This is a genomic window from Sphingomonas hylomeconis (genome assembly GCF_025370105.1).
In the GTDB taxonomy this organism is placed as follows: Bacteria; Pseudomonadota; Alphaproteobacteria; order Sphingomonadales; family Sphingomonadaceae; genus Sphingomonas; species Sphingomonas hylomeconis.
This window is the reverse complement of the sequence record NZ_JANQBK010000001.1, coordinates 120,817-139,760: the sequence shown is the minus strand read 5'-3', so window position 1 is coordinate 139,760 and position 18,944 is coordinate 120,817. Positions and strand designations below refer to the sequence as shown.

General features: G+C 67.3%; 19 protein-coding genes. 4 read left to right on the top strand and 15 right to left on the bottom strand.

What is annotated here, in order from left to right:
- Positions 1 to 47 precede the first annotated feature (47 nt).
- The gene (locus NV401_RS00720; RefSeq protein ID WP_261292466.1) at positions 48 to 1,187 is read left to right on the top strand and encodes an SET domain-containing protein; all 1,140 of its coding nucleotides are present in this window, start codon (positions 48 to 50) and stop codon (positions 1,185 to 1,187) included.
- A gap of 27 nt (positions 1,188 to 1,214) precedes the next feature.
- Here NV401_RS00720 and NV401_RS00715 read toward each other — a convergent pair whose 3' ends face one another.
- The 9 genes from NV401_RS00715 to glmU form a co-directional block, all read right to left on the bottom strand.
- The gene (locus NV401_RS00715) at positions 1,215 to 3,080 is read right to left on the bottom strand and encodes a CHASE4 domain-containing protein (protein ID WP_261292465.1); all 1,866 of its coding nucleotides are present in this window, start codon (positions 3,078 to 3,080) and stop codon (positions 1,215 to 1,217) included.
- Positions 3,081 to 3,085: 5 nt separating this feature from the next.
- A complete protein-coding gene (locus tag NV401_RS00710; RefSeq protein WP_261292464.1) occupies positions 3,086 to 4,990 on the bottom strand; it encodes a putative bifunctional diguanylate cyclase/phosphodiesterase in 1,905 nt (634 codons plus the stop codon).
- 129 nt (positions 4,991 to 5,119) lie between these two features.
- Positions 5,120 to 6,004, bottom strand: coding sequence for an ROK family protein (locus NV401_RS00705; protein WP_261292463.1), 885 nt, complete (start codon positions 6,002 to 6,004; stop codon positions 5,120 to 5,122).
- Entirely contained in the window at positions 6,001 to 7,224 is a 1,224-nt protein-coding gene (locus tag NV401_RS00700; protein ID WP_261292462.1) for an NAD(P)/FAD-dependent oxidoreductase, read from the bottom strand. Before NV401_RS00700 ends, NV401_RS00705 begins: the two co-directional genes overlap by 4 nt.
- Positions 7,224 to 8,060: an S-formylglutathione hydrolase gene (gene fghA, locus NV401_RS00695; RefSeq protein ID WP_261292461.1), complete on the bottom strand. Its 837-nt coding sequence runs from the start codon at positions 8,058 to 8,060 to the stop codon at positions 7,224 to 7,226. Before fghA ends, NV401_RS00700 begins: the two co-directional genes overlap by 1 nt.
- Positions 8,057 to 9,880, bottom strand: coding sequence for a glutamine--fructose-6-phosphate transaminase (isomerizing) (gene glmS / locus NV401_RS00690; protein WP_261292460.1), 1,824 nt, complete (start codon positions 9,878 to 9,880; stop codon positions 8,057 to 8,059). Before glmS ends, fghA begins: the two co-directional genes overlap by 4 nt.
- A 13-nt stretch (positions 9,881 to 9,893) precedes the next feature.
- Complete coding sequence (locus NV401_RS00685) at positions 9,894 to 10,271, bottom strand: PIN domain-containing protein (RefSeq protein WP_261292459.1); 378 nt, start codon at positions 10,269 to 10,271, stop codon at positions 9,894 to 9,896.
- Positions 10,268 to 10,660, bottom strand: coding sequence for a ribbon-helix-helix domain-containing protein (locus NV401_RS00680; protein WP_261292458.1), 393 nt, complete (start codon positions 10,658 to 10,660; stop codon positions 10,268 to 10,270). The genes NV401_RS00685 and NV401_RS00680 overlap by 4 nt, the downstream gene beginning before the upstream one ends.
- Before the next feature lie 25 nt (positions 10,661 to 10,685).
- Entirely contained in the window at positions 10,686 to 12,059 is a 1,374-nt protein-coding gene (gene glmU, locus NV401_RS00675; RefSeq protein WP_261292457.1) for a bifunctional UDP-N-acetylglucosamine diphosphorylase/glucosamine-1-phosphate N-acetyltransferase GlmU, read from the bottom strand.
- Positions 12,060 to 12,133: 74 nt separating this feature from the next.
- Between glmU and NV401_RS00670 the strand changes: the two genes are divergently transcribed.
- On the top strand, positions 12,134 to 12,820 hold the full coding sequence (locus NV401_RS00670) for an HAD-IA family hydrolase (protein WP_261292456.1): 687 nt from the start codon (positions 12,134 to 12,136) through the stop codon (positions 12,818 to 12,820).
- A gap of 131 nt (positions 12,821 to 12,951) precedes the next feature.
- On the opposite strand, the gene NV401_RS00665 is transcribed toward NV401_RS00670, so the two are convergent.
- From NV401_RS00665 to NV401_RS00640, 6 genes are all read right to left on the bottom strand, one after another.
- On the bottom strand, positions 12,952 to 13,272 hold the full coding sequence (locus NV401_RS00665; protein WP_261292455.1) for a hypothetical protein: 321 nt from the start codon (positions 13,270 to 13,272) through the stop codon (positions 12,952 to 12,954).
- 46 nt (positions 13,273 to 13,318) lie between these two features.
- Positions 13,319 to 13,534, bottom strand: coding sequence for a hypothetical protein (locus NV401_RS00660; RefSeq protein ID WP_261292454.1), 216 nt, complete (start codon positions 13,532 to 13,534; stop codon positions 13,319 to 13,321).
- A 100-nt stretch (positions 13,535 to 13,634) separates the two neighbouring features.
- Positions 13,635 to 14,666 (bottom strand): nucleotidyltransferase domain-containing protein, encoded by a 1,032-nt coding sequence (locus tag NV401_RS00655; protein ID WP_261292453.1) that lies wholly within the window; start codon positions 14,664 to 14,666, stop codon positions 13,635 to 13,637.
- A 118-nt stretch (positions 14,667 to 14,784) separates the two neighbouring features.
- Positions 14,785 to 15,645, bottom strand: a complete 861-nt coding sequence (locus NV401_RS00650) for an HprK-related kinase A (protein WP_261292452.1) — start codon at positions 15,643 to 15,645, stop codon at positions 14,785 to 14,787.
- Positions 15,642 to 15,911, bottom strand: a complete 270-nt coding sequence (locus NV401_RS00645; RefSeq protein WP_261292451.1) for an HPr-rel-A system PqqD family peptide chaperone — start codon at positions 15,909 to 15,911, stop codon at positions 15,642 to 15,644. The genes NV401_RS00650 and NV401_RS00645 overlap by 4 nt, the downstream gene beginning before the upstream one ends.
- An 8-nt stretch (positions 15,912 to 15,919) precedes the next feature.
- Positions 15,920 to 16,324, bottom strand: coding sequence for a hypothetical protein (locus NV401_RS00640; RefSeq protein WP_261292450.1), 405 nt, complete (start codon positions 16,322 to 16,324; stop codon positions 15,920 to 15,922).
- A gap of 80 nt (positions 16,325 to 16,404) precedes the next feature.
- On the opposite strand from NV401_RS00640, the gene NV401_RS00635 reads away from it, so the two are divergent.
- The gene (locus NV401_RS00635; protein WP_261292449.1) at positions 16,405 to 17,607 is read left to right on the top strand and encodes an ATP-binding protein; all 1,203 of its coding nucleotides are present in this window, start codon (positions 16,405 to 16,407) and stop codon (positions 17,605 to 17,607) included.
- Between the two features lie 225 nt (positions 17,608 to 17,832).
- Positions 17,833 to 18,876, top strand: a complete 1,044-nt coding sequence (locus NV401_RS00630; RefSeq protein ID WP_380817286.1) for a substrate-binding domain-containing protein — start codon at positions 17,833 to 17,835, stop codon at positions 18,874 to 18,876.
- Positions 18,877 to 18,944 lie beyond the last annotated feature (68 nt).

Here is an 18,944-nt window from a genome sequence, read left to right as displayed (position 1 = left end):
CGAGTCCGCGTTCGCGGTAAAATGCGGCTTAACCATCTGGTCCCCTTATGCCCGTCGAGCCCTGGTTCATCATTGCGGTCGCGTGCAGCATAGCGGGGTACGGCCTGTACCTGATCGGCATCCGGCGCCAATTGGTGCAGCCCAACCGTGCCTCGTGGATGATCTGGAGCGCGTCGATCGCGGTCGAGGCGGCGACCTATGCCGCGGTCAACCCGGGCACGCCGCAAAGCTGGGTATTCGGCCTGTCGACGCTCGCCTGCATCGTCGTGACGCTGGGCATCTGGCACCGTTCCAGCTGGGAGGCGCCGTCGCAGGGCGAGATCCTGTGCATGGGGCTGTGCCTCGCCGCGCTGATCCTGTGGCTGGCCTTCTCCACCGCCTTCTGGGCGCACATGGTGGTGCTCGTTGCCGTGCCGATCAGTTTCTGGCCAACCTGGCAGAGCGTGCTGCAGGATCGCAACCGCGAACGCTCGCCGGCCTGGGGGCTGTGGACACTCGGCGATCTCGCCACCCTGCTGGTGGCAACGCGCGTCAATGGCGAGCTGGTCGGCGAATATTCCTACATCTTCGTCGAATTGCTGTGCCACGCCAGCGTGTGGTTCATGGTCGGCCTCACGACGATCAATCCGCTGCGCTCGCTCGGCTTCCGCGATGGCCGCTTCTACGTGCTCGATGCCTATCCCCCCGCCGCCAACCTGTTCTCGGTGGGCGAGACGCATCTCGGCAAGGCCGTCTATGCCGCGCAGGGGTTTGCCGAAGGCGACACGATCGTGCGCTTCACCGGGCGGCGGGTCCGCGCCGACAAGGTGCCGACCGTGCTGCGCGGTGCGCGCGACCGCTTCGTGCAGGTGACGCCGCAACATTATATGGGCCCGTCGCATCGCATCGACGATCTGATCAACCATAGCTGCGATCCCAATGCCGGGCTGCGCTTCACCGATGCCGGCGTGTTTTTGATCGCGGTGCGCGATATCGCCGCGGGCGAAGAGATCGCCTGGGATTATTCGACCACGCTGGCGGACAGCGACTGGCGGATGACCTGCCAGTGCCACAGCGCCGGCTGCCGCCGGGTGATCGGCACGTTCGCCACGCTGAGCGAAGAGCGGCAGGCATGGTTCCGCGAGCGCGATCTGGTGGCGCCGTATCTGCGCCGGCAGGAAGCGGCGGCGGGGCAACGCGCGGCCTGAGCGCGGGCGGCTACCCTACCCCCCGATTTATGCCGCCGCCCGCACCTCGGCGATGTCGGCGACGCGCAGCGCGAGCGTCGCGCAGGCGCCCTTGCCCAGGCCCTCGCTTTCCAGCTTGAGCGCGCCCTCCATCGCCGTCATCGAATTGGCGCACCAGTGCAGACCAAGCCCGCCCGATTTGTGCGCGCGGGTCGAAAAGCCGCGCTGGAACAAGGTCGCGCCGGTATCGGCGGAGAAACCTTCGCCATCGTCGCGGATCGCGATACTGGCGATGCCCTCCCGCTCCACGATCGTCACGGACACGGTGCCGCTGTTGGTGCCGCGCGCGGCGACCGCTTCGGCGGCATTGGCGAACAGATTGCCGATCACCTGGCTCAGGATCAGCCTATTGGCCATCACCATGTGCGGCCGCGCGGGGAAGTCGAACAGGATCGAGACGCCACCGGCATAACGCGCGATCGTCGCGTTGCGAGCGACGATTTCGGTGACGTTGCACGCTTCGAGCGGCGGGCGTTCGTGCGCTGCATGCTGCTGCGCGCCGATGATCTCCAGCACCTGGCTCATCGCCTCGCGGCCGTCCTGCAACTGGCGCCGGCGATCCTCGCGATCGCGCGCTTCCGCATCGACCGCCGCCGCTACGAACTGAACGAGCTTTTCGCGCCGCGCCGGGGGCAGATCGTCGCGCGCCAGTTCGCCGACCGCGCGATCGAGCAGCGCGCGGTCGATCGGCGGCGGCTGCGTGATGCCCTTGGACAGGATCGTGCTGATCGGGTTGAGCGCGTTGCGGACATTGTGCATCACCGCGACCGCGCTTTCGGTGCGCCCGAGCGCGAAGCTCTGCACTTCGAGCTGTTCGCGCAGGTCCTTGAGCTGCCCCAGCATCGAATTGAAGCTGCGGCCGAGCGAGCCGATCTCGTCGCGCCGCCCCTCCTCGTCGAGCAGGCCGAGCGCGCCGCTGGCGCGGACCACCTGCATATGGCTTTCCACGCGGTGCAGCGGGCGGAGCACCAGGCGCGTGATCGCGCGGCGCAGCACCACAAGCAGCACGAGCAGCAGCAGCACCGCCCCGCCCACCGCGAGCAGCAACATGCGCTGCCCGAGGATGGAGATGTCGCGTGGCACGCCGAACACCGCGCTCGCCACCGCTTTGCCATCGGGCCCGCGGATCGGGACAGAAATGGCGAGCGATCTCGCGCCCGATGTGATCGTCTCCGTATTAGCGCGGTTGGCGAGATCGAGCCTGGCGCTGAGCTGCAGCAGCGCGGACATCTGCGTTGACGTCACGGTGCGGGCCATCAGGACATAGCCGCGCGGGGTGCCGGTGCCGTCGCTGCGGCGTACCTGTGCGACGCCGACGGCGGCGACGACCGGCCCGAGCCGCAGGTAGAAGCTGGCCGAATTGTTCTTGGCCACGAGCTTGCGGAAATCGATTCCGCGGATCGCCGCGATCAGCCGCGCGCGCATCGCCGGCTGGTCGGCCGCGCGCTGCGGATCCAGCCAGCGCGCGATGACGATGCGGCCGTCGTCGCGGACATAGGCCATGCCATCGACCGCGAGGTTGCTCATCGCCAGCGGCGAGAAACTGTCCTGTTCGAACTTGGCCGTCTGCCTGGCCATGTAATCGTAGCTGTCGGTCCAGTCGCCATAGTCGCGCACCGCGCTTTCGACCTTGGAGGCATATTCGCCAAGCGCCGCGCGGGTGCGATCGACATGCGCGTCGATCGACCTGTTTTCGAGCGCGTTGAAATTGGGTGTGATGACGCTGGCGAGCAGCAGCGTGATCGCGACCGACCCGGCCAGGCCGACTGCGGTGAGGATCAGGACAAGCTTCGCCCCGAGCGATGCCGGGCTGCGCAACCGGCCGATCCCCACCCGCCATCCTTTGACGGGCATCGGCATCAACCCTGCGTCCCGGTGCCCAGCTGCGCCGGCGGATCGACCGTCAGGTCATCCTCGCCGTTGGTCAGGTACAATGAAGCCGCCATCGTCCGCGCGACCGCCGCCTCGACCGGGCGCGAGAAGAAATAGCCCTGCAGGTGCGAGCAGCCGGCGACGCGCAGCGCCTGTACCTGCGCTTCGGTCTCGACGCCCTCGGCGATCACGCCGAGGCCGAGCGAGCGACCGAGATGGACGATCGACTGCACGATCGCCGCACTCTCGCGCTCGCGGCCCATGCCATCGATGAAGCTGCGATCGATCTTCAGGCAATCGAGCGCGAACTTGCGGATGTTGTAGAGCGAGGAATAGCCCGTGCCGAAATCGTCGAGCGCGATGCGGAAGCCCATCTGGCGCAGCTTGTAGAGCGTCTCGGCGGCACGATCGGCATCGTCGAAGATCGCCGTCTCGGTAATCTCGATCTGCACGCGCTGCGGATCGACCCCGGCGCGCTGGACCCGATCGAGGATGCGGCCGACGAAATTGTGCCGGCGGAACTGGCGCGGCGAGAAATTGACCGAGACATATTGGCCGGGCCAGTCTTTGACCATGTCGAGCGACTGTTCGAGCACCCAATCGCCCAGTTCATGGATCAGGTTGCTCTCCTCGGCGATCGGGATGAACACGGCGGGCGAGATCGGCCCGTGCGCATCGGTGTTCCAGCGCAGCAGCGCTTCGAACCCGACGATTTCCAGCCCTTCGCGCGCGACGATCGGCTGGTAGACGAGATGCAGTTCGCCCTTCTCGATCGCCTTGCTCAAGCCGCCCTCGATCGACCGGCGCAGCTTGACGTTCTCGTCCATGCTTTCGTCGAAAACACGCACGATGCCGCGGCCTTCGCGCTTGGCATCGTTGAGCGCGAGATCGGCGCGGCGCATCAGATCGGTGGGGTCGCGCAGCCCGGCCGGCGCGGACAGGATCACGCCGATCGAGGCGCCGCCCTGCACCGAATTGCCGAGCACCTTGAACGTGCCGCAGCAGCCGCGCAGCATGCGATCGCATTCCATCTCTGCCGCCTCGACGCCGGGCGAATCGAACAGCAGGCCGAATTCGTCGCCGCCCAGGCGCGCGACCATGCCGCCGGCCGGCATCGCCTGCTGCAAATTGCCGCAGATCAGGCGGATCAGCTCGTCGCCGGCGAGATGGCCGAGCGTGTCGTTGACCAGCTTGAAGCGGTCGAGATCGACCATCGCCACCGCGAACGTCGCATCGGTGCGCGCGCGTTCGGTCAGCGCCTGGCGGAAGGCAAGCCGGTTGGGCGCTTCGGTGAGCGAATCATGGTTCGCCATGTGGATCGCGCGGCTTTCGTTGGCGGCGAGCTCATGGCTCTGTTCGCGCAGCAGCTGGACCTGCGCGGCAAGTGATTCGCGCGCCGCGGCGAGCTCGCGATCGACCTGCCAGCGATGCCCCAGCGCCGTCGCGGTGGCGGTGACTTCGGCCACTTCGAACGGCTTGGCGATATAGAAGATCTTGTCCGCCGGGCCGGCCGCGCGGCTGATCTCAAGCGGGCTGAAATCGGAATAGCCGGTGACGATCACCAGATTGATATCGGGATCGAGCGCGCGGATGCGGCGGGCGGTTTCCTTGCCGTCGATGCCCGGCGGCATGCGCACGTCGATGAACGCGACGGCATAGCGATCGCCGTCGCGGATCGCCGCGGCGACATGGCCGACGGCATCCAGCCCCTGCATCGCGTGCGTCAGCTCGAACGTCGCTTCCGGTTCGGGTTCGGGCACAGGCTCGGAATCATCGCCGAACAGATCGGCCGCCATCGCGCCGAGCAGCCCGGCATCGGCAGACACCGGCGCGAAGCTGCGCTTGTAGGAATCGTGCATGCCCGGTTCGTCGTCGACGATGAGGATCCGCATTTTTTGTCCGCCGTATCTGAATACATGGGCACATGGCCCCCCTTGCGGAAGGGTATGAGAACGCGGTTAAGGCGTCGTAAACGACGTTCGGCCGGGGCTAGCCGTGACGGTCCCGGGCCGGTGCGCCGTTCAGCGGGTCAGCGCGCGCAGGCCCAGTACGACCGCGCCGAGCGGCCCGGCATCGTTGCCGAGCGCGGCCGGCACGACGAACGCGTCGACCGGGGCGATCAGCCCGGTCGCGCCGTAATCGCCCAGGCTGGCCACCAGCCGTTCGCGGATCATCGGGAACAGGTGCGGCATGCCGGTCATCACCCCGCCCCCCATCACGATGCGGCGCGGTATGCCCGTCAGCACCAGCGTGTGGAGCAATTGCGCCAGCGTGTGCGCCACCGTGTCCCATATTGGGTGATCGAGCGGCAGATCGGGTGCGCGGACGCCGGTGCGCGCCTGGATCGCCGGGCCCGAGGCAAGCCCTTCGACGCAGGCGCCGTGGAAGCTGCAGATCCCGGCCCAGTCGTCGCCCGCCAGCCGCGTGGTGCGGACATGGCCGAGTTCCGGATGCGTCATGCCGTTGGTCGGCTCGCCGCGCATCACCAGGCCGACGCCGACGCCGGTGCCGACGGTGATATAGGCGTGATCGGCAAGGCCTTGCGCCGCGCCCCACCTGCCTTCGCCGAGCGCCGCGCCGGCGACGTCGCTGTTGAACCCGGTCGGCACCCCGGCACGCGCGGTCAACCGACCCGCGACATCGGTGTTCGACCAGCCGGCCTTGGTTGTCGCGGTGATATAGCCGTAATCGGCCGCCTGCGGGTCGATCGACACCGGGCCGAAGCTGGCGATGCCGAGCGCGTCATAGCCCGACCAGCGATCGAGCACCGCCTCGATCTGGCCCAGCGTTTCCTCGGGCGTGGTCGTCGGGATGCGAACCTGCTCGCGAATATCCTCGGGCCCGCTGGCCAGGATCAGGTTGCACTTGGTGCCGCCAAGCTCGATCCCGGCAATCAGCGGCGTCATGCGAGTTCCTTCAGCACCTGGCCCGGATCGGCGAGCCGCGCCGGATCAGGCGCCGCGCCCGCCAGCACCAGCGCCCTGCCCTGCACGTAATCGCGCGTCGCATTGACGCAATCGAGCGCGATCACGCGGCCGGCCTTGAGATAGACGAGCGAGAAGCTGCGCGTCGCGGGATCGCCGCGCAGCACGGTCTGGTCATAGCCGATCGACAGGCCGACGGTCTGCAGCTTGAGATCATATTGGTTGGACCAGAACCACGGGATCGCGTGATACGGCGCGTCGGACACGCCGGCGATCGCCTTGGCGACGCAGGTCGCCTGATCGTTGGCGTTCTGGACGGATTCCAGCCGGATCGGCGCGCCGTCGGCGAAATCGTTGGCGTGCAGCGCACAATCCCCGATGGCATAGATATCCGGCAGGCTGGTGCGGCAGTGGCGATCGACCGCGACGCCATTGCCGCCCTCTGCGCCGGCGGCAAGCAGCGCCGCGACTTCGGGGACGATGCCGATGCCGACGATTACCATGTCAGCGGGGACGATCTCACGGTCCGCGAGGCGCACGCCAGTAACCTTGTCGGCAGCACCTTCGATCACATCGACCGTCACGCCGAGCCGAATCTCGACGCCGTGCGCGCGGTGCTCCATCTCGTAAAAACGCGACAGTTGCGCGCCGGCGACGCGCGCGAGCACGCGGTCCTGCGCCTCCAGCACGGTGACATGCTTGCCGAGCTTGGTCAGCACGGCGGCCGCCTCGAGCCCGATATAGCCGCCGCCGATCACCACGACGCGCGTCGTGGTGGCAAGCTCGGTCATCAGCTTGTCGACATCGGCGCGGGTGCGCACGCCGTGCACCCCGGCATAATCATGCCCGCTGCAGCTCAACCGCCGCGGGCTGCCGCCCCCGGCCCAGATCAGCCGGCCATAGCCGATCGCGGTTTCGCCGACCGACACGGTATGCGCCGCGGCATCCACCGCCGTCACGCGCTGTCCAAGCAGCATCGCCACGTCGCGCTCGCTCCAGAAGGCCGGCGGGCGGATCAGCAGCCGGTCGAACGGCTTGTCGCCGGCAAGATAATCCTTGGACAGCGGCGGGCGCTCGTACGGCAGCTCCGGCTCGTCGCCAATCACCGCGATGCTGCCGGCGAACTTGGCCTGGCGCAGCGCGATCGCCGCCTGCGCGCCGGCATGGCCGGCCCCGACGATCACGACATCATACCGTGCCATCAGCGCGCCATCCGCGCGGCGTGCCAGCGCACGTGGTCGGCCATGAAGGTCGAGATGAAATAGTAACTGTGATCATAGCCCGGCTGCATCCGGAGCGTGAGATCGATCCCCGCCGCGTCGCACGCCGCGCGCAGCAATTCGGGCTTGAGCTGCTCGGTGAGGAACTGATCGGCATCGCCCTGATCGACGAGCAGGTCGGGCACCCGCGCGCCATCCTCGATCAGCGCGCAGGCATCGTATTCGCGCCACGCCGCACGGTCGGGGCCTAGATACCCGCCGAGTGCCTTCTCGCCCCACGGGCAGTTGAGCGGCGAGACGATCGGCGCGAAGGCCGAAACGCTCCTGAACCGCTCGGGATGGCGCAGCCCGATGGTCAGCGCGCCGTGCCCGCCCATTGAATGGCCGGTGATCCCCTGCCGCGCCATGTCGGCGGGAAATGCCGCGGCGATCACGCCGGGCAGCTCGTCCTCGATATAGGAGCGCATCTTGAAGTTCGCCGACCACGGCGCCTGCGTCGCATCGACATAGAAGCCCGCGCCCTTGCCGAAATCATACGCTTCGTCATCGGGCACGTCGTCGCCGCGCGGGCTCGTGTCCGGCGCGACGAAGATCACCCCCGCCTCGGCGCAGGCCGCGCGATACTCGCCCTTGTCGGTGACGTTGGCGTGCGTGCAGGTCAGGCCGGATAGATACCACAGGACCGGCAGTTTCGCGCCCGGCGCATGCGGCGGGACATAGACCGCGAAGGTCATGTCGGTGCCGGTCGCGCTGGACGCGTGGCGATACACGCCCTGCGTGCCGCCGAACGCGACATTGGTGGAGAGCGTTTCGATCATTCGACCGTCACCGATTTGGCGAGATTGCGCGGCTGATCGACATCCGTGCCCTTGAATACGGCCACGTGGTAAGCGAGCAGCTGCACCGGCACGGCATAGACGAGCGGCGCGATCAGCGGGTGGACCTTGGGCATCTCGATCGTCGCGATCGTGTTCTCGCCGGCCTGGGCAATGCCCTCCGCATCGGAGATCAGCACGACCTGCGCGCCGCGCGCCTGCGCTTCCTGCATGTTGCTCACCGTCTTGTCGAACAGCGGGCCCGAAGGCGCGATGACGATCAGCGGCACGCTATCGTCGATCAGCGCGATCGGCCCGTGCTTCATCTCGCCCGAGGCATAGCCCTCGGCATGAATATAGCTGATTTCCTTGAGCTTCAGCGCGCCTTCCAGCGCCATCGGATATTCCGGGCCCCGGCCGAGATACAGCACGTCGCGCGCCGCCGCGATCTTGGGCGCGATCGCCTCGATCTCGGCATCATGGCCCAGCGCATGGCTCATCGCCTCGGGCACTTCGCGCAAATGATGCACGATCTCGCGCTCTTCCTCCGCCGTGAGCTTGCCCTTGGCACGCGCCAGGTTGACCGCCAGCGCCGCCATCACCGCCAGCTGGCAGGTGAACGCCTTGGTCGAGGCGACGCCGATCTCCGGGCCGGCATGCGTCGGCAGCAGCAGATCGACCTCGCGCGCCATGCTGCTGGTCGGCACATTGATGATCCCGCCGGTGGTAAGGCCCGATTCCTTCATATGGCGCAGCGCCGCCAGCGTGTCCGCGGTCTCGCCCGATTGCGAGATGACGACGCCGAGCATGTTGGGCGTGAAAACCGGATCGCGGTACCGGAACTCGCTGGCGAAATCGATCTCGACCGGGATCCGCGCGAGCTGCTCGATCCAGTATTTGCCGATCATGCCGACATAGTATGCCGTGCCGCAGGCGACGATCGCGACGCGCTCGACACCCGCCAGATCGAACTCCATGTCGGGCAAAGCGACCTGTTCCTCGAGCGGGCGGAGATACGAGCGCAGCGTCTGCGCGACGACCACCGGCTGCTCGTAGATTTCCTTCTGCATGAAGTGGCGGTGATTGCCTTTGTCCATCAGCTGGCCGGAGGCGCCGGAATTGACGATCGGCCGCTCCACCGCCTCGTTGTTCTTGTCATAGACCTGCACGTGAGCGCGGGTGACGACGGCCCAGTCGCCTTCCTCGAGATAGGCGATGCGCTGCGTCAGCGGCGCGAGCGCCAGCGCGTCGGAGCCGATGAAATTCTCCCCGTCGCCATAGCCCACGGTGAGCGGCGCGCCCAATCGCGCGCCGATCAGCAGATCGGGTTCGGACTTGAACATCACGCCCAGCGCGAACGCGCCGTGCAGCCGGGGCAGCACGTTGGCGACGGCCTCCTTCGGCTTGAACCCGCGCGACAGTTCGCGATCGACGAGATGCGCGACGACCTCGGTATCGGTCTGCGACAGGAACTGCCGCCCCTCGGCGATCAGTTCGTCGCGCAGCGGCTTGAAATTTTCGATGATGCCGTTGTGCACCAGCACCACGTCGCCGACGATGTGCGGATGCGCATTATCCTCGGTCGGCGCGCCGTGCGTCGCCCAGCGCGTGTGCGCAATGCCGCCGTCGCCGGGCAGCGGATCCTCGGCCAGGCGGCGCGCGAGATTGGCGAGCTTGCCGGGCGCGCGGCGGCGGTCGAACTGGCCGTCATGCACGGTGCACATGCCCGACGAATCATAGCCGCGATATTCTAGCCGCTTGAGCCCGTCGAGCAGACGATCCGCCACGGGCCCATGCCCGAGAATTCCTACAATGCCGCACATGTCTGGTCTGCCGTTAGAGAGTATAGGGAACGCGGATGCCCGGCATCTCGGCCGGGAAATCCTTGGTATTGCGCGTGACGAGAATGCGGCCGTTGGCCTGTGCCGAGGCGAGAATGATCGCGTCGGGCGATTTCAGTTTGGGGAGCTCGCGCCGCAGCGCGGCTGCGCGCGCGGCAATCCCGCCATCGAGTTCGTCGATGTCGAAGGCGCCCATAAACCCTTCTGCCGATGCAATTTCTTGCATGGTCCCCTTGGACAAAACTTCAATCCAGGCCATCCGGCTGATCCATAACGTGCCCGAGCGTCCCGCGCGATCGATTTCCCGCTTCGCATCGGGGACACCCAACAATGCGTCAATGATGATGTTCGCGTCTAAGCTGTAGCCGCTCAAGCGGCCTCCGCCGGATCATCGGCCGCCTTTTTTGCACGCATATCGAGATAGATCTGGCGCTGCCGATCGTCCTCCGCGTCGAACAAATCGGGGAACTCCGCCTTCACGTTCTCGTAATCGTCATCCCATGGGCGGGTCCAGCCGGCCCGCTCGCGCCGCTGCCATTCGACCGCATCGCCGATATCCGTGCGGTGTGCCCAGGCACCGAACCCGGCGTCAATTGCAGCCTTTCGGCGCGCCTGATCGTCGATATCGGCTGCATCCTCCTCGATCACCCGATCGACGGCCTCGCGAATGACTGCCGCGCGCGACAGGCCGCGCGCTTTCGCGATCCGATCGAGTTGCGCGATCCGATCATTACCCAGGGAAATGAGCGCACGGCTGGCCATGCGGTGATGATATCACCGCATGATATCACTTGCCAGCTTTCTTAGCCGTCATCGCCGCACGGAACCGCTTCGCCCAGCCTGACTTGGACGTCTGCGGCGGGCGAACCAGGCACAGCGCGTCCGCCTCGACATCCGCCGTCACCACCGATCCCGCGGCGACGATCGCACCGGCACCGATCGTCACTGGCGCGACCAGGGCGCTATTGGATCCGATGAACGCGCCATCGCCGATCACGGTCTTCGCCTTGAAGAAGCCGTCATAATTGCAGGTGATCGTACCCGCGCCGATATTGGCGCCCGCGCCGATTTCCGCGTCACCGAGATAGGTGAGGTGGTTGGCCTTGGCCCCTGCCCCCAGCACGGCCTTCTTCATCTCGACGAAATTGCCGACCTTGGATCGTTCGCCGAGCACCGCGCCCGGACGCAGCCGGGCATAGGGGCCGACTTCGGCACCGGTGCCGATCGTTGCACCCTCGATATGGCTGAACCCGTGGATCGTCGCGCCATCGGCGATCGTCACCCCGGGGCCGAAGAACACGTTGGGCTCGATCACCACGTCGCGGCCGACGACGGTGTCGTGCGCGAACCACACCGTCTCCGGTGCGATCAGCGTCGCGCCCCCGGCCATCGCCTGCGCACGACGCCTAGCCTGCCACGACACCTCGACGGTGGCGAGCTCGCCGCGGCTGTTGACCCCGGCGACCTCGTCGCCATGCGTCTCGATCACGATCGAGGCCCCGCCCTCGGCCTGCGCGAGCATGACGATATCGGGCAGATAATATTCGCCCGCGGCATTGTCGTTGCCGACCAGCGCGAGCAGGCGGAACAGATCGGTCGACCGCACCGCCATCAGCCCGGAATTGCACAACGTCTCGGCCAGTTCGGCCGGCGTCGCATCCTTGGCCTCGACCATCTTGGCGATTCGACCATCGGCATCGGCGATGATCCGGCCATAGGCGCCAGGCGTCTCGGGGCGGAAGCCGAGCACCACCGCGGTCGGCGCGTCGGCCCCCTGCAGCGTCTCGATCATGCGGCGCATCGTCGCGCTGCCGACCAGCGGTACATCGCCGTAGAGGATCAGCACGGTGCCGTCGAAACCCTCGAGCGCCCCCGCGGCCTGCAGCACGGCATGCGCGGTGCCGAGCTGTTCGGCTTGCAGCGCGGTCGCGATGCCAAGCGGCGCGACCGCCGCCTCGACCTGCGCGCGCCCCGCGCCGGTGACCACCACGGTGCGCTCGGCGCCGAGCTCGGCGACCGCGGCCGCCAGATGCAGCAGCATCGGCCGTCCGGCAATCGGGTGGAGCACCTTGTGCAGATCGGATTTCATGCGCGTGCCCTTGCCGGCGGCAAGGATGATCGCGGCGATCGGCCGGGCTGGATTCGCGTCTCGGGCTGTCATCGGGGCTCCCATTTCCTTGCCGCCTGCCACCAAAACAGTGTCAATTCCATAGCAATGCTGGCACGCCGGCGCTGATGAGCAACTTTCCCTTCGCGATCGTCGGCTTCGACCTCGACGGCACCTTCATCGATACCGCAGGCGATCTGACCGCAGCGGTGAACGAAACGCTGACCTTTGCCGGGCGACCGACGCTCAGCATCGCGCAGGTCGAGACGATGATCGGTGGCGGTGCCAAGCATATGTTGACGCTCGGGCTGGAGGCGACCGGCGGGTGTACGCCGGAGGCGTTCCGTCCACTCTACAAGCGCATGCTGGCGCATTACGAAGCACATATCGCGGTCCAATCGCGGCCCTATCCCGGGGCGCTGGAGGCGCTCGACCGGTTCGATGCGCTCGGCGTGAAGGTCGCGATCGTCACCAACAAGTTCGAAAGCATGGCCCGCAAGCTGCTGGGCGAACTCGGCCTGCTCGATCGCTTCGCCACGCTGATCGGTGGCGATACGCTCGGCAAGGGCCTGTCGAAGCCGCACCGGGCGCCGATCGACGCGATGATCGGCCGGCTGGGCGGCGAGGTCGGGGTGACGCGCACGGCATTCGTCGGCGATTCGATCTACGATATGATGGCGGCGCGGAATGCCGGCATCCCCGGCATCGCCGTGAGCTTCGGGTTTCTGCACCAGCCGATCGAGGAGTTGGGCGCAGACGCGATCATCGACCGCTATGACGAGCTGATTCCGACGCTGCAGCGGCTGGCGGCGTAACCCCGGCCGCCGCGCCCCGCTGTCCGTAGCGATCCGATCCCGCGCAGAGCCCGGGCACCACGGCCCCCCGGACACGAAAAAGGCCCCCGCCCTTGCGGGCGGGGGCCTTCGATCCGCGTGAACGACGAGGCTTATTTCTCGCCATTGTCCTTGACGCCGACGGTCGGGACGTCGACCGTTTCGGTCTCGGTCTTGACCTTGGGCACTTCGACCTCGGTCTTCGTCGTGCCGACGACCACTTCCTTCGAATCGAGATCGACCGACGGAAGCTCACCGCCCTTGACCGAAACTTCCGGCAACGCGCCGTCCTTCTTCACGTCCGCGCTCCAGAAGCCGGTGGCGAACAGAAGGCCGACGATGACCAGGATGGCGACCACGATGATCGCGATCGTCGCGCCGGCGCCACGGCGCTTCTCGACAACGACGGTTTCGGTGTTGCGGTAATCGGACATATTGTTTCTCCCTGATTTGTAACGTCGATCAAACCGCGAACCCCCGCTATTGTTCCGCGCCCTGCAGCACCGGCTGTTCGACCGGTGCGGCGCGTTCGGCCTTGAACTGGCGCGGCTTGGTCAAGCCAAGCATCTGCATCCGGGCGCGCGTCGCTTCCTGCGAGCGTTGCAGTTCGGTGGCGATCTGGCGCACGCCCTGCCCCGCCTCGACGCGCCGGCGCAAGTCCTCGACGTCCTGATCGGTCCAGCGTTTATTGGCCATGATGCGACCCTTCCCTCGATTGATCCACTTGTACGAGAAGGGGTTTGCCACTGTACGCATGTCGGCGTGCTGAACTCGCCAGTCAGCTTAGCGACATCTATCAGCCGGCCGAAGGGCCCGCGCCGCCCTTGCGCCACTTGGTCCACAAATGCCGCGCCAGCATCGCGGGGGGCATGCGCAGATAGTGCGAGCGGATATAGAAGGCCTGGCGCGTCACGGCGCGGGTCGCACGGCCCCAGCCGTCGCGTGCGGTGAGCCGACGGAGATAGAGCGTGTCGCTGCGCCGCCTGGCCAGGTCGATCGTGAGCGGCGTAGCATAGAGTCGCGCACAGAGGCGAAACGCGCGTTCGACTTGCGCCAGCAGGCCGTGGTGTCGGGCGCGATCACAGACAGCGGCATAGAAATCGGGCTGGCCTTCGCCGAACTCGCGGCACAGGCGATCCACGTCCCACAGGTTGCGCATCCCGCCGGCGAGATCGCCATCGGCGAACAGATGCGCCGCGGCATGGACGATCATGTCCGCCAGCGACAGCGTCCACAACCCCGGCGCCACCTCGATCGTACCGTCCAGCAACGCCGCCGCATCCGGCGTGATGCGCGCGGTCAGCGGCAGGATCGTGTGGTGGACATCGATCATCCGGTCGCGATCGCGGTGAATCAGCGGCGGGAGCTCGTGCATCCATTGCCGATAATAAGCGTCGTCATAGGGGTCGGGTTTGACCCATTCCCAGCCCGCGCCAAGCAACGCGGCCTCGACCGCGTCCAACGACGCATGCGGCACGAGGATGTCGAGATCGCCGATCGACCGCCCCTGCCCCGCCATCAGGTCGGCGGCGACGAAGGCGGTGCCCTTGAGCAGCACCAGCCTGATGCCGAGCGGCGCCAGCACGCGGCGCGCGGCCTCCGCCTCCCACAAAGCCAGCGTCCGGCCATGATCGGCCGAGGCACGCGCGTCGTCGAGGATGCGCGCGACGGCGGGCGGCTTTGCCACCGGCTCGAGCCGATAGGCCAGCGTGCCGATCATCTGTTCGGCACGGGCGATGGCGAGCAGGTCGGTCCAGCCGGCCGCGTCCAGCGCACGCGTGCTATCGGGGCTGCGCAAGGCGCGGGCGAGCAGCCAGCCATCGGTCATCGGGATGCACCTTGGCCTAGCGTTCCCCTGCGAAAGCAGGGGTCCAGAGCCACAAGCGCCGGTGCACGTGGCCCTGGGCTCCTGCGTCCGCAGGAGTACCGCATATGGAGGTAGGCGCTCACGACGCCGCCCACGCCGCTTCGACCTGCGCGATCGCGCTGTCGGTGTCGGGATAGTCGATCGCCCTGGCCGGGATCGCCTGGACCAGCCCGGTCAGCGCGTCGAATCCGCGTTCGCCCAGCGCCACGTAATTGGTCGAAGCCTGGGTCAGCCGCACGAACGCTTCGCTCGGCGGGACGACCCGCTCGGCGGGGTCGAAGCCGAAGCTCGGAAACAGCAGCAGCGCGGGCCGCGCCGGCCGGTCCATCGCCGCGACGGCCGCGGCATCCGGCACGAGATGGCGGATATCGCCCTTTGGCGTGCCCGCGAGCAGCGGCCCGAAGCGCGCCTCGGGTGCCGCGCGCTCGACCACGCCGATCGCCTGGTTCTTGAGGCTGACGAGCCGCGGAAAGGCGTGGACCAGGCCGGTGGCCGGATCGAGCAAGGCGAATTCGTCGCCCATCAGTCGCCAGCCGCGTCGCGACAGCAGCGCCGCGAGCGTCGATTTGCCCGCGCCGGACTGGCCGGTCATCAGCAAGGCGCGCCCGTCGCGCTCGACCGCGGAGGCGTGGAGCAGCAGATAGCGGCGCTGGCCGAGCGCCATCTGCAGGTTCATGCCCATTTCCGCGGCAAGCAGCCCCTGCGCGAGCGGCAGCGGCGCTGCTTCGGGCAGCACGTAATCGCCGCCGATCATCACCGACGGCCGCACGACGCGCCGCCACGGCCGCGCCGCGAACAGCCGCACCGTGAAATCGGGCACGCCATCCTGCGGCGCGGGATAGCCGGCATACAGGTCGGCGAGTTGCGCGATCGGCGCGCGCCAGTCCGATCCGACGCGAAAGCCGACCGGCCCGATCCGCACCGAAAAGGCGTGCCTCATACCGGCTCGACCAGACCGGCGGCGACCAGTTCGGCGATCCGCGCCGGCAGCCCACCACCATCGGCATCGCCGAGCTCGAACGATGCAGCGAGCCGCGCGTGCAGATCCGGCAACGTCATCCCCGCTTCGCCAAGCGCCGCAAGGATTTCGGGTGCCGGCGCGGTGAGCAGGTGCGTGATGCCCGACGGGCGATGATACACCACGGTGAAATCGTCGAGCCAGGCGATCGCCAGTGTCTCGACGCGGCAGGCGCGGTACAGGGTCACGCGCGGCCTCAGCCGCGCGGCATCTGCAGCGACGCGAAGCAGGTGAAGCCGCTGGTGCCGGATTGCAGCTTGCGGATGTAATTGGTGTAGGCGCGGTTGGTCTCGTAATCGGTGCCGGGCAATTGCCCGCCGGACAAAGCGACCTTGACGTCCTGGCCCTTGAACACCTTGCCGTTGGCCGGGAACGACCCCGCCGTGCCGGCCGGCACGACCGAGCCGTCGGCAGCGATCGCCGAGCCCGCGCGGCCGGCATCGGGCACCGGAATTTCGCACGTCAGCACCGAGGCATTGGTCTGCGCCAGCGCCGGGCGGATCGAGATCACTGCCGTCGCGCCGACCGCGCCCAGCATCAGCGCACGACGCCGCGTGGTGCCTTCGGGTGCGGTTGCCGCAGCGCGGATCTCATCGCTCATGCTATAGCCCTTTCATAATCCCCGGAAACTGGCAAGCGGGCCTAGCCGCGTTAAGCACGATTGCGCTAAGGAAGCTCCCGATGTTCCATGGTTTCGGTCTTCGTACGCTAACCGCGATCGGCATCGTCGCGATCGCCGCCCTGGCCGTGTTCCTGCTCGGGCATGACATTCAGCCGACGCTGGTGACGCTGATCGGCGGGATCGCCGCGGTGCTTGCCGCCGCTGGCACGAGTGAGGCCGAGATCGCCGAGTCCGGCGTGCCCGCAGCCGAGGACCTTCCCGCGCCGGCGCTCGACGACGTGCTTGAAGTGATCGTCGAGCCGATCCTGATCGTCGCCGGGGGCCGCGTGGTGCAGGCCAACGCGCCGGCGCGCGCGCTGCTCGGGCGGCACATCGTCGGCGAGGACGTGCGCATGGCGATCCGCCACCCCGCCGCCGCCGAACGGCTGGTCGGGCCGATCGCGCCCGGCGTGACCGAGCCGATCGATCTGGTCGGCCTGGGCACGCTCGACCAGCGCTGGCAGATGCGCGTCGGTGCGGGCAGCGACGGGCAGCGCATCGTGCAGCTGATCGACCAGACCAACAATTACGCCGCCGAGCGGATGCGCGTCGATTTCGTCGCCAATGCCAGCCACGAGCTGCGCACCCCGCTCGCCTCGATCCTCGGCTATATCGAGACGCTCAACGAGGAAGCCGGCGACGATCCGGCGATCCGCGCGCGCTTCCTCAAGATCATGGACGACGAGGCGCGGCGGATGCAGCGGCTGGTCGAGGATCTGATCTCGCTCAGCCGGATCGAAGCGGAGAAATACCGCCTGCCCGATCGTGCGGTCGATCTCACCGATCTGATCGAGGAAGTGCGCGGCGAGATCACCAAGGGCGAAGTACTGGTCGAGATCGCCGACGGCGTACCGCCCGTGGCGGGGGACCGCGTGCAGCTCAGCCAGATGCTGCACAATCTGATCGGCAACGGCATCAAATATGGCAGCAAGGATGCGCCGGTGACGGTGCGGCTGCTGCAGGAACAGGCCGGGATGATCCGCCTCAGCGTCGCCGATCGCGGCGAAGGCATCGCGCCCGAACATCTGCCGCGCCTGACCGAGCGATTCTACCGCGTCGATCCCGGCCGCAGCCGCGCCGCCGGCGGCACCGGCCTCGGCCTCGCCATCGTCAAACATATCGTCGAGCGGCATCGCGGGCGGCTCGACATCACCAGCCTGGTCGGCACCGGCACGACGGTATCGATCCTGCTGCCCGCGCACGGCGCGAGCGGGCGGGCTTAACGCACTCCTCAAAACTGTTCTCCTGCGAACGCAGGAGTCCAGGGTTGCAAAGGACACCGTTCGAGATCCTGGGCTCCTGCTTTCGCAGGAGAACGATGCGTCATAAGCGGCGCCACCTTAGTCCTTGTCATAAAACCGCAACGCCACTGTCACAATGCAGCCCCTCACCGCTGCTAGGCGGATCGCGCCGGGCCGATACGCCTTCGCTGGAGACGGTATTTCGTGCTGAGGGTTCTCGCCATATCGATTGTCGCCCTCGCGCTCGCGGGCTGCGAAGACCAGGCGAGCGGCGGCGGCGCGGGTTCGCGCGACCATATCACCGCGGTCGGCTCGTCGACCGTCTATCCCTTCACCACGATCGTCGCCGAACAGTTCGTCAACGGCACGCCCGGCACCAAGGCGCCGGTGATCGAATCGACCGGCACCGGCTCGGGCATGAAATTGTTCTGCGAAGGGATCGGTGCAGGCCATCCCGATATCGAGGCGGCGTCGCGGCGCATGAAGCCATCCGAGTTCAAGGCCTGCGCCGCGAACGGCGTGACCGAGATCATGGAGATTCAGGTCGGGCTCGACGGCATCGCCTTTGCCGAGGCCAAGAACGGCCCGAAAATGACGCTCACCCCGGCGCAGATCTACCGCGCGCTCGCCGCCGCGCCCGGCGGCCGGCCCAACACGAACCGGCTGTGGCGCGATATCGATCCCGCGCTGCCGGCCACGCCGATCCAGGTCTACGGCCCGCCCTCGACCAGCGGCACGCGCGACGCGCTGACCGAACTCATCCTCGACTCAGGCTGCGCGGAAGTCGCGCCGCAGTCCAAAGCGATGAAGGATAGCGACAAGGACGGCTATGCCGCCTTGTGCAACCGTATCCGAGAGGACGGCGCCTATATCGATGCCGGCGAGAACGACAATCTCATCGTCCAGAAGCTGCAATCCAATCCCAATGCGATCGGCATCTTCGGCTATTCCTATCTCGAAGAGAATCGGGACAATGTGAACGGCGTGCCGCTCAACGGCGTGGTGCCGACCTATGCGACGATCGCCGACGGGCGCTATCCCGGATCGCGGCCACTGTTCATCTACGTCAAGAAGGCGCACCTGACGGCAATCCCGGGGCTGGCCAATTTCCTCAAGACCTATGTCGCGGCATGGGGCCCGGGCGGGCCGCTGACGGCCAAGGGGCTGATCGCCTCGCCGCCAGACGTACGCGCGGCAGCGGCAGCCGTGGTGGCCAGGCGCACGTCACTCGATGCGGCGGAGCTGAAGTGATGGCCATTCCACATCTCAGCTGCCCCCCCGGCAGACGGCGGGGCCCGAACTTCGCCGGGGAAAGAATT

Coding starts and splice junctions, on each gene's coding strand:
- NV401_RS00720 (WP_261292466.1), top strand. CDS start 48: ATGCCCGTCGAGCCCTGGTTCATCATTGCGGTCGCGTGCAGCATAGCG.
- NV401_RS00715 (WP_261292465.1), bottom strand. CDS start 3,080: ATGCCCGTCAAAGGATGGCGGGTGGGGATCGGCCGGTTGCGCAGCCCG.
- NV401_RS00710 (WP_261292464.1), bottom strand. CDS start 4,990: ATGCGGATCCTCATCGTCGACGACGAACCGGGCATGCACGATTCCTAC.
- NV401_RS00705 (WP_261292463.1), bottom strand. CDS start 6,004: ATGACGCCGCTGATTGCCGGGATCGAGCTTGGCGGCACCAAGTGCAAC.
- NV401_RS00700 (WP_261292462.1), bottom strand. CDS start 7,224: ATGGCACGGTATGATGTCGTGATCGTCGGGGCCGGCCATGCCGGCGCG.
- fghA (WP_261292461.1), bottom strand. CDS start 8,060: ATGATCGAAACGCTCTCCACCAATGTCGCGTTCGGCGGCACGCAGGGC.
- glmS (WP_261292460.1), bottom strand. CDS start 9,880: ATGTGCGGCATTGTAGGAATTCTCGGGCATGGGCCCGTGGCGGATCGT.
- NV401_RS00680 (WP_261292458.1), bottom strand. CDS start 10,660: ATGGCCAGCCGTGCGCTCATTTCCCTGGGTAATGATCGGATCGCGCAA.
- glmU (WP_261292457.1), bottom strand. CDS start 12,059: ATGACAGCCCGAGACGCGAATCCAGCCCGGCCGATCGCCGCGATCATC.
- NV401_RS00670 (WP_261292456.1), top strand. CDS start 12,134: ATGAGCAACTTTCCCTTCGCGATCGTCGGCTTCGACCTCGACGGCACC.
- NV401_RS00665 (WP_261292455.1), bottom strand. CDS start 13,272: ATGTCCGATTACCGCAACACCGAAACCGTCGTTGTCGAGAAGCGCCGT.
- NV401_RS00660 (WP_261292454.1), bottom strand. CDS start 13,534: ATGGCCAATAAACGCTGGACCGATCAGGACGTCGAGGACTTGCGCCGG.
- NV401_RS00655 (WP_261292453.1), bottom strand. CDS start 14,666: ATGACCGATGGCTGGCTGCTCGCCCGCGCCTTGCGCAGCCCCGATAGC.
- NV401_RS00650 (WP_261292452.1), bottom strand. CDS start 15,645: ATGAGGCACGCCTTTTCGGTGCGGATCGGGCCGGTCGGCTTTCGCGTC.
- NV401_RS00640 (WP_261292450.1), bottom strand. CDS start 16,324: ATGAGCGATGAGATCCGCGCTGCGGCAACCGCACCCGAAGGCACCACG.
- NV401_RS00635 (WP_261292449.1), top strand. CDS start 16,405: ATGTTCCATGGTTTCGGTCTTCGTACGCTAACCGCGATCGGCATCGTC.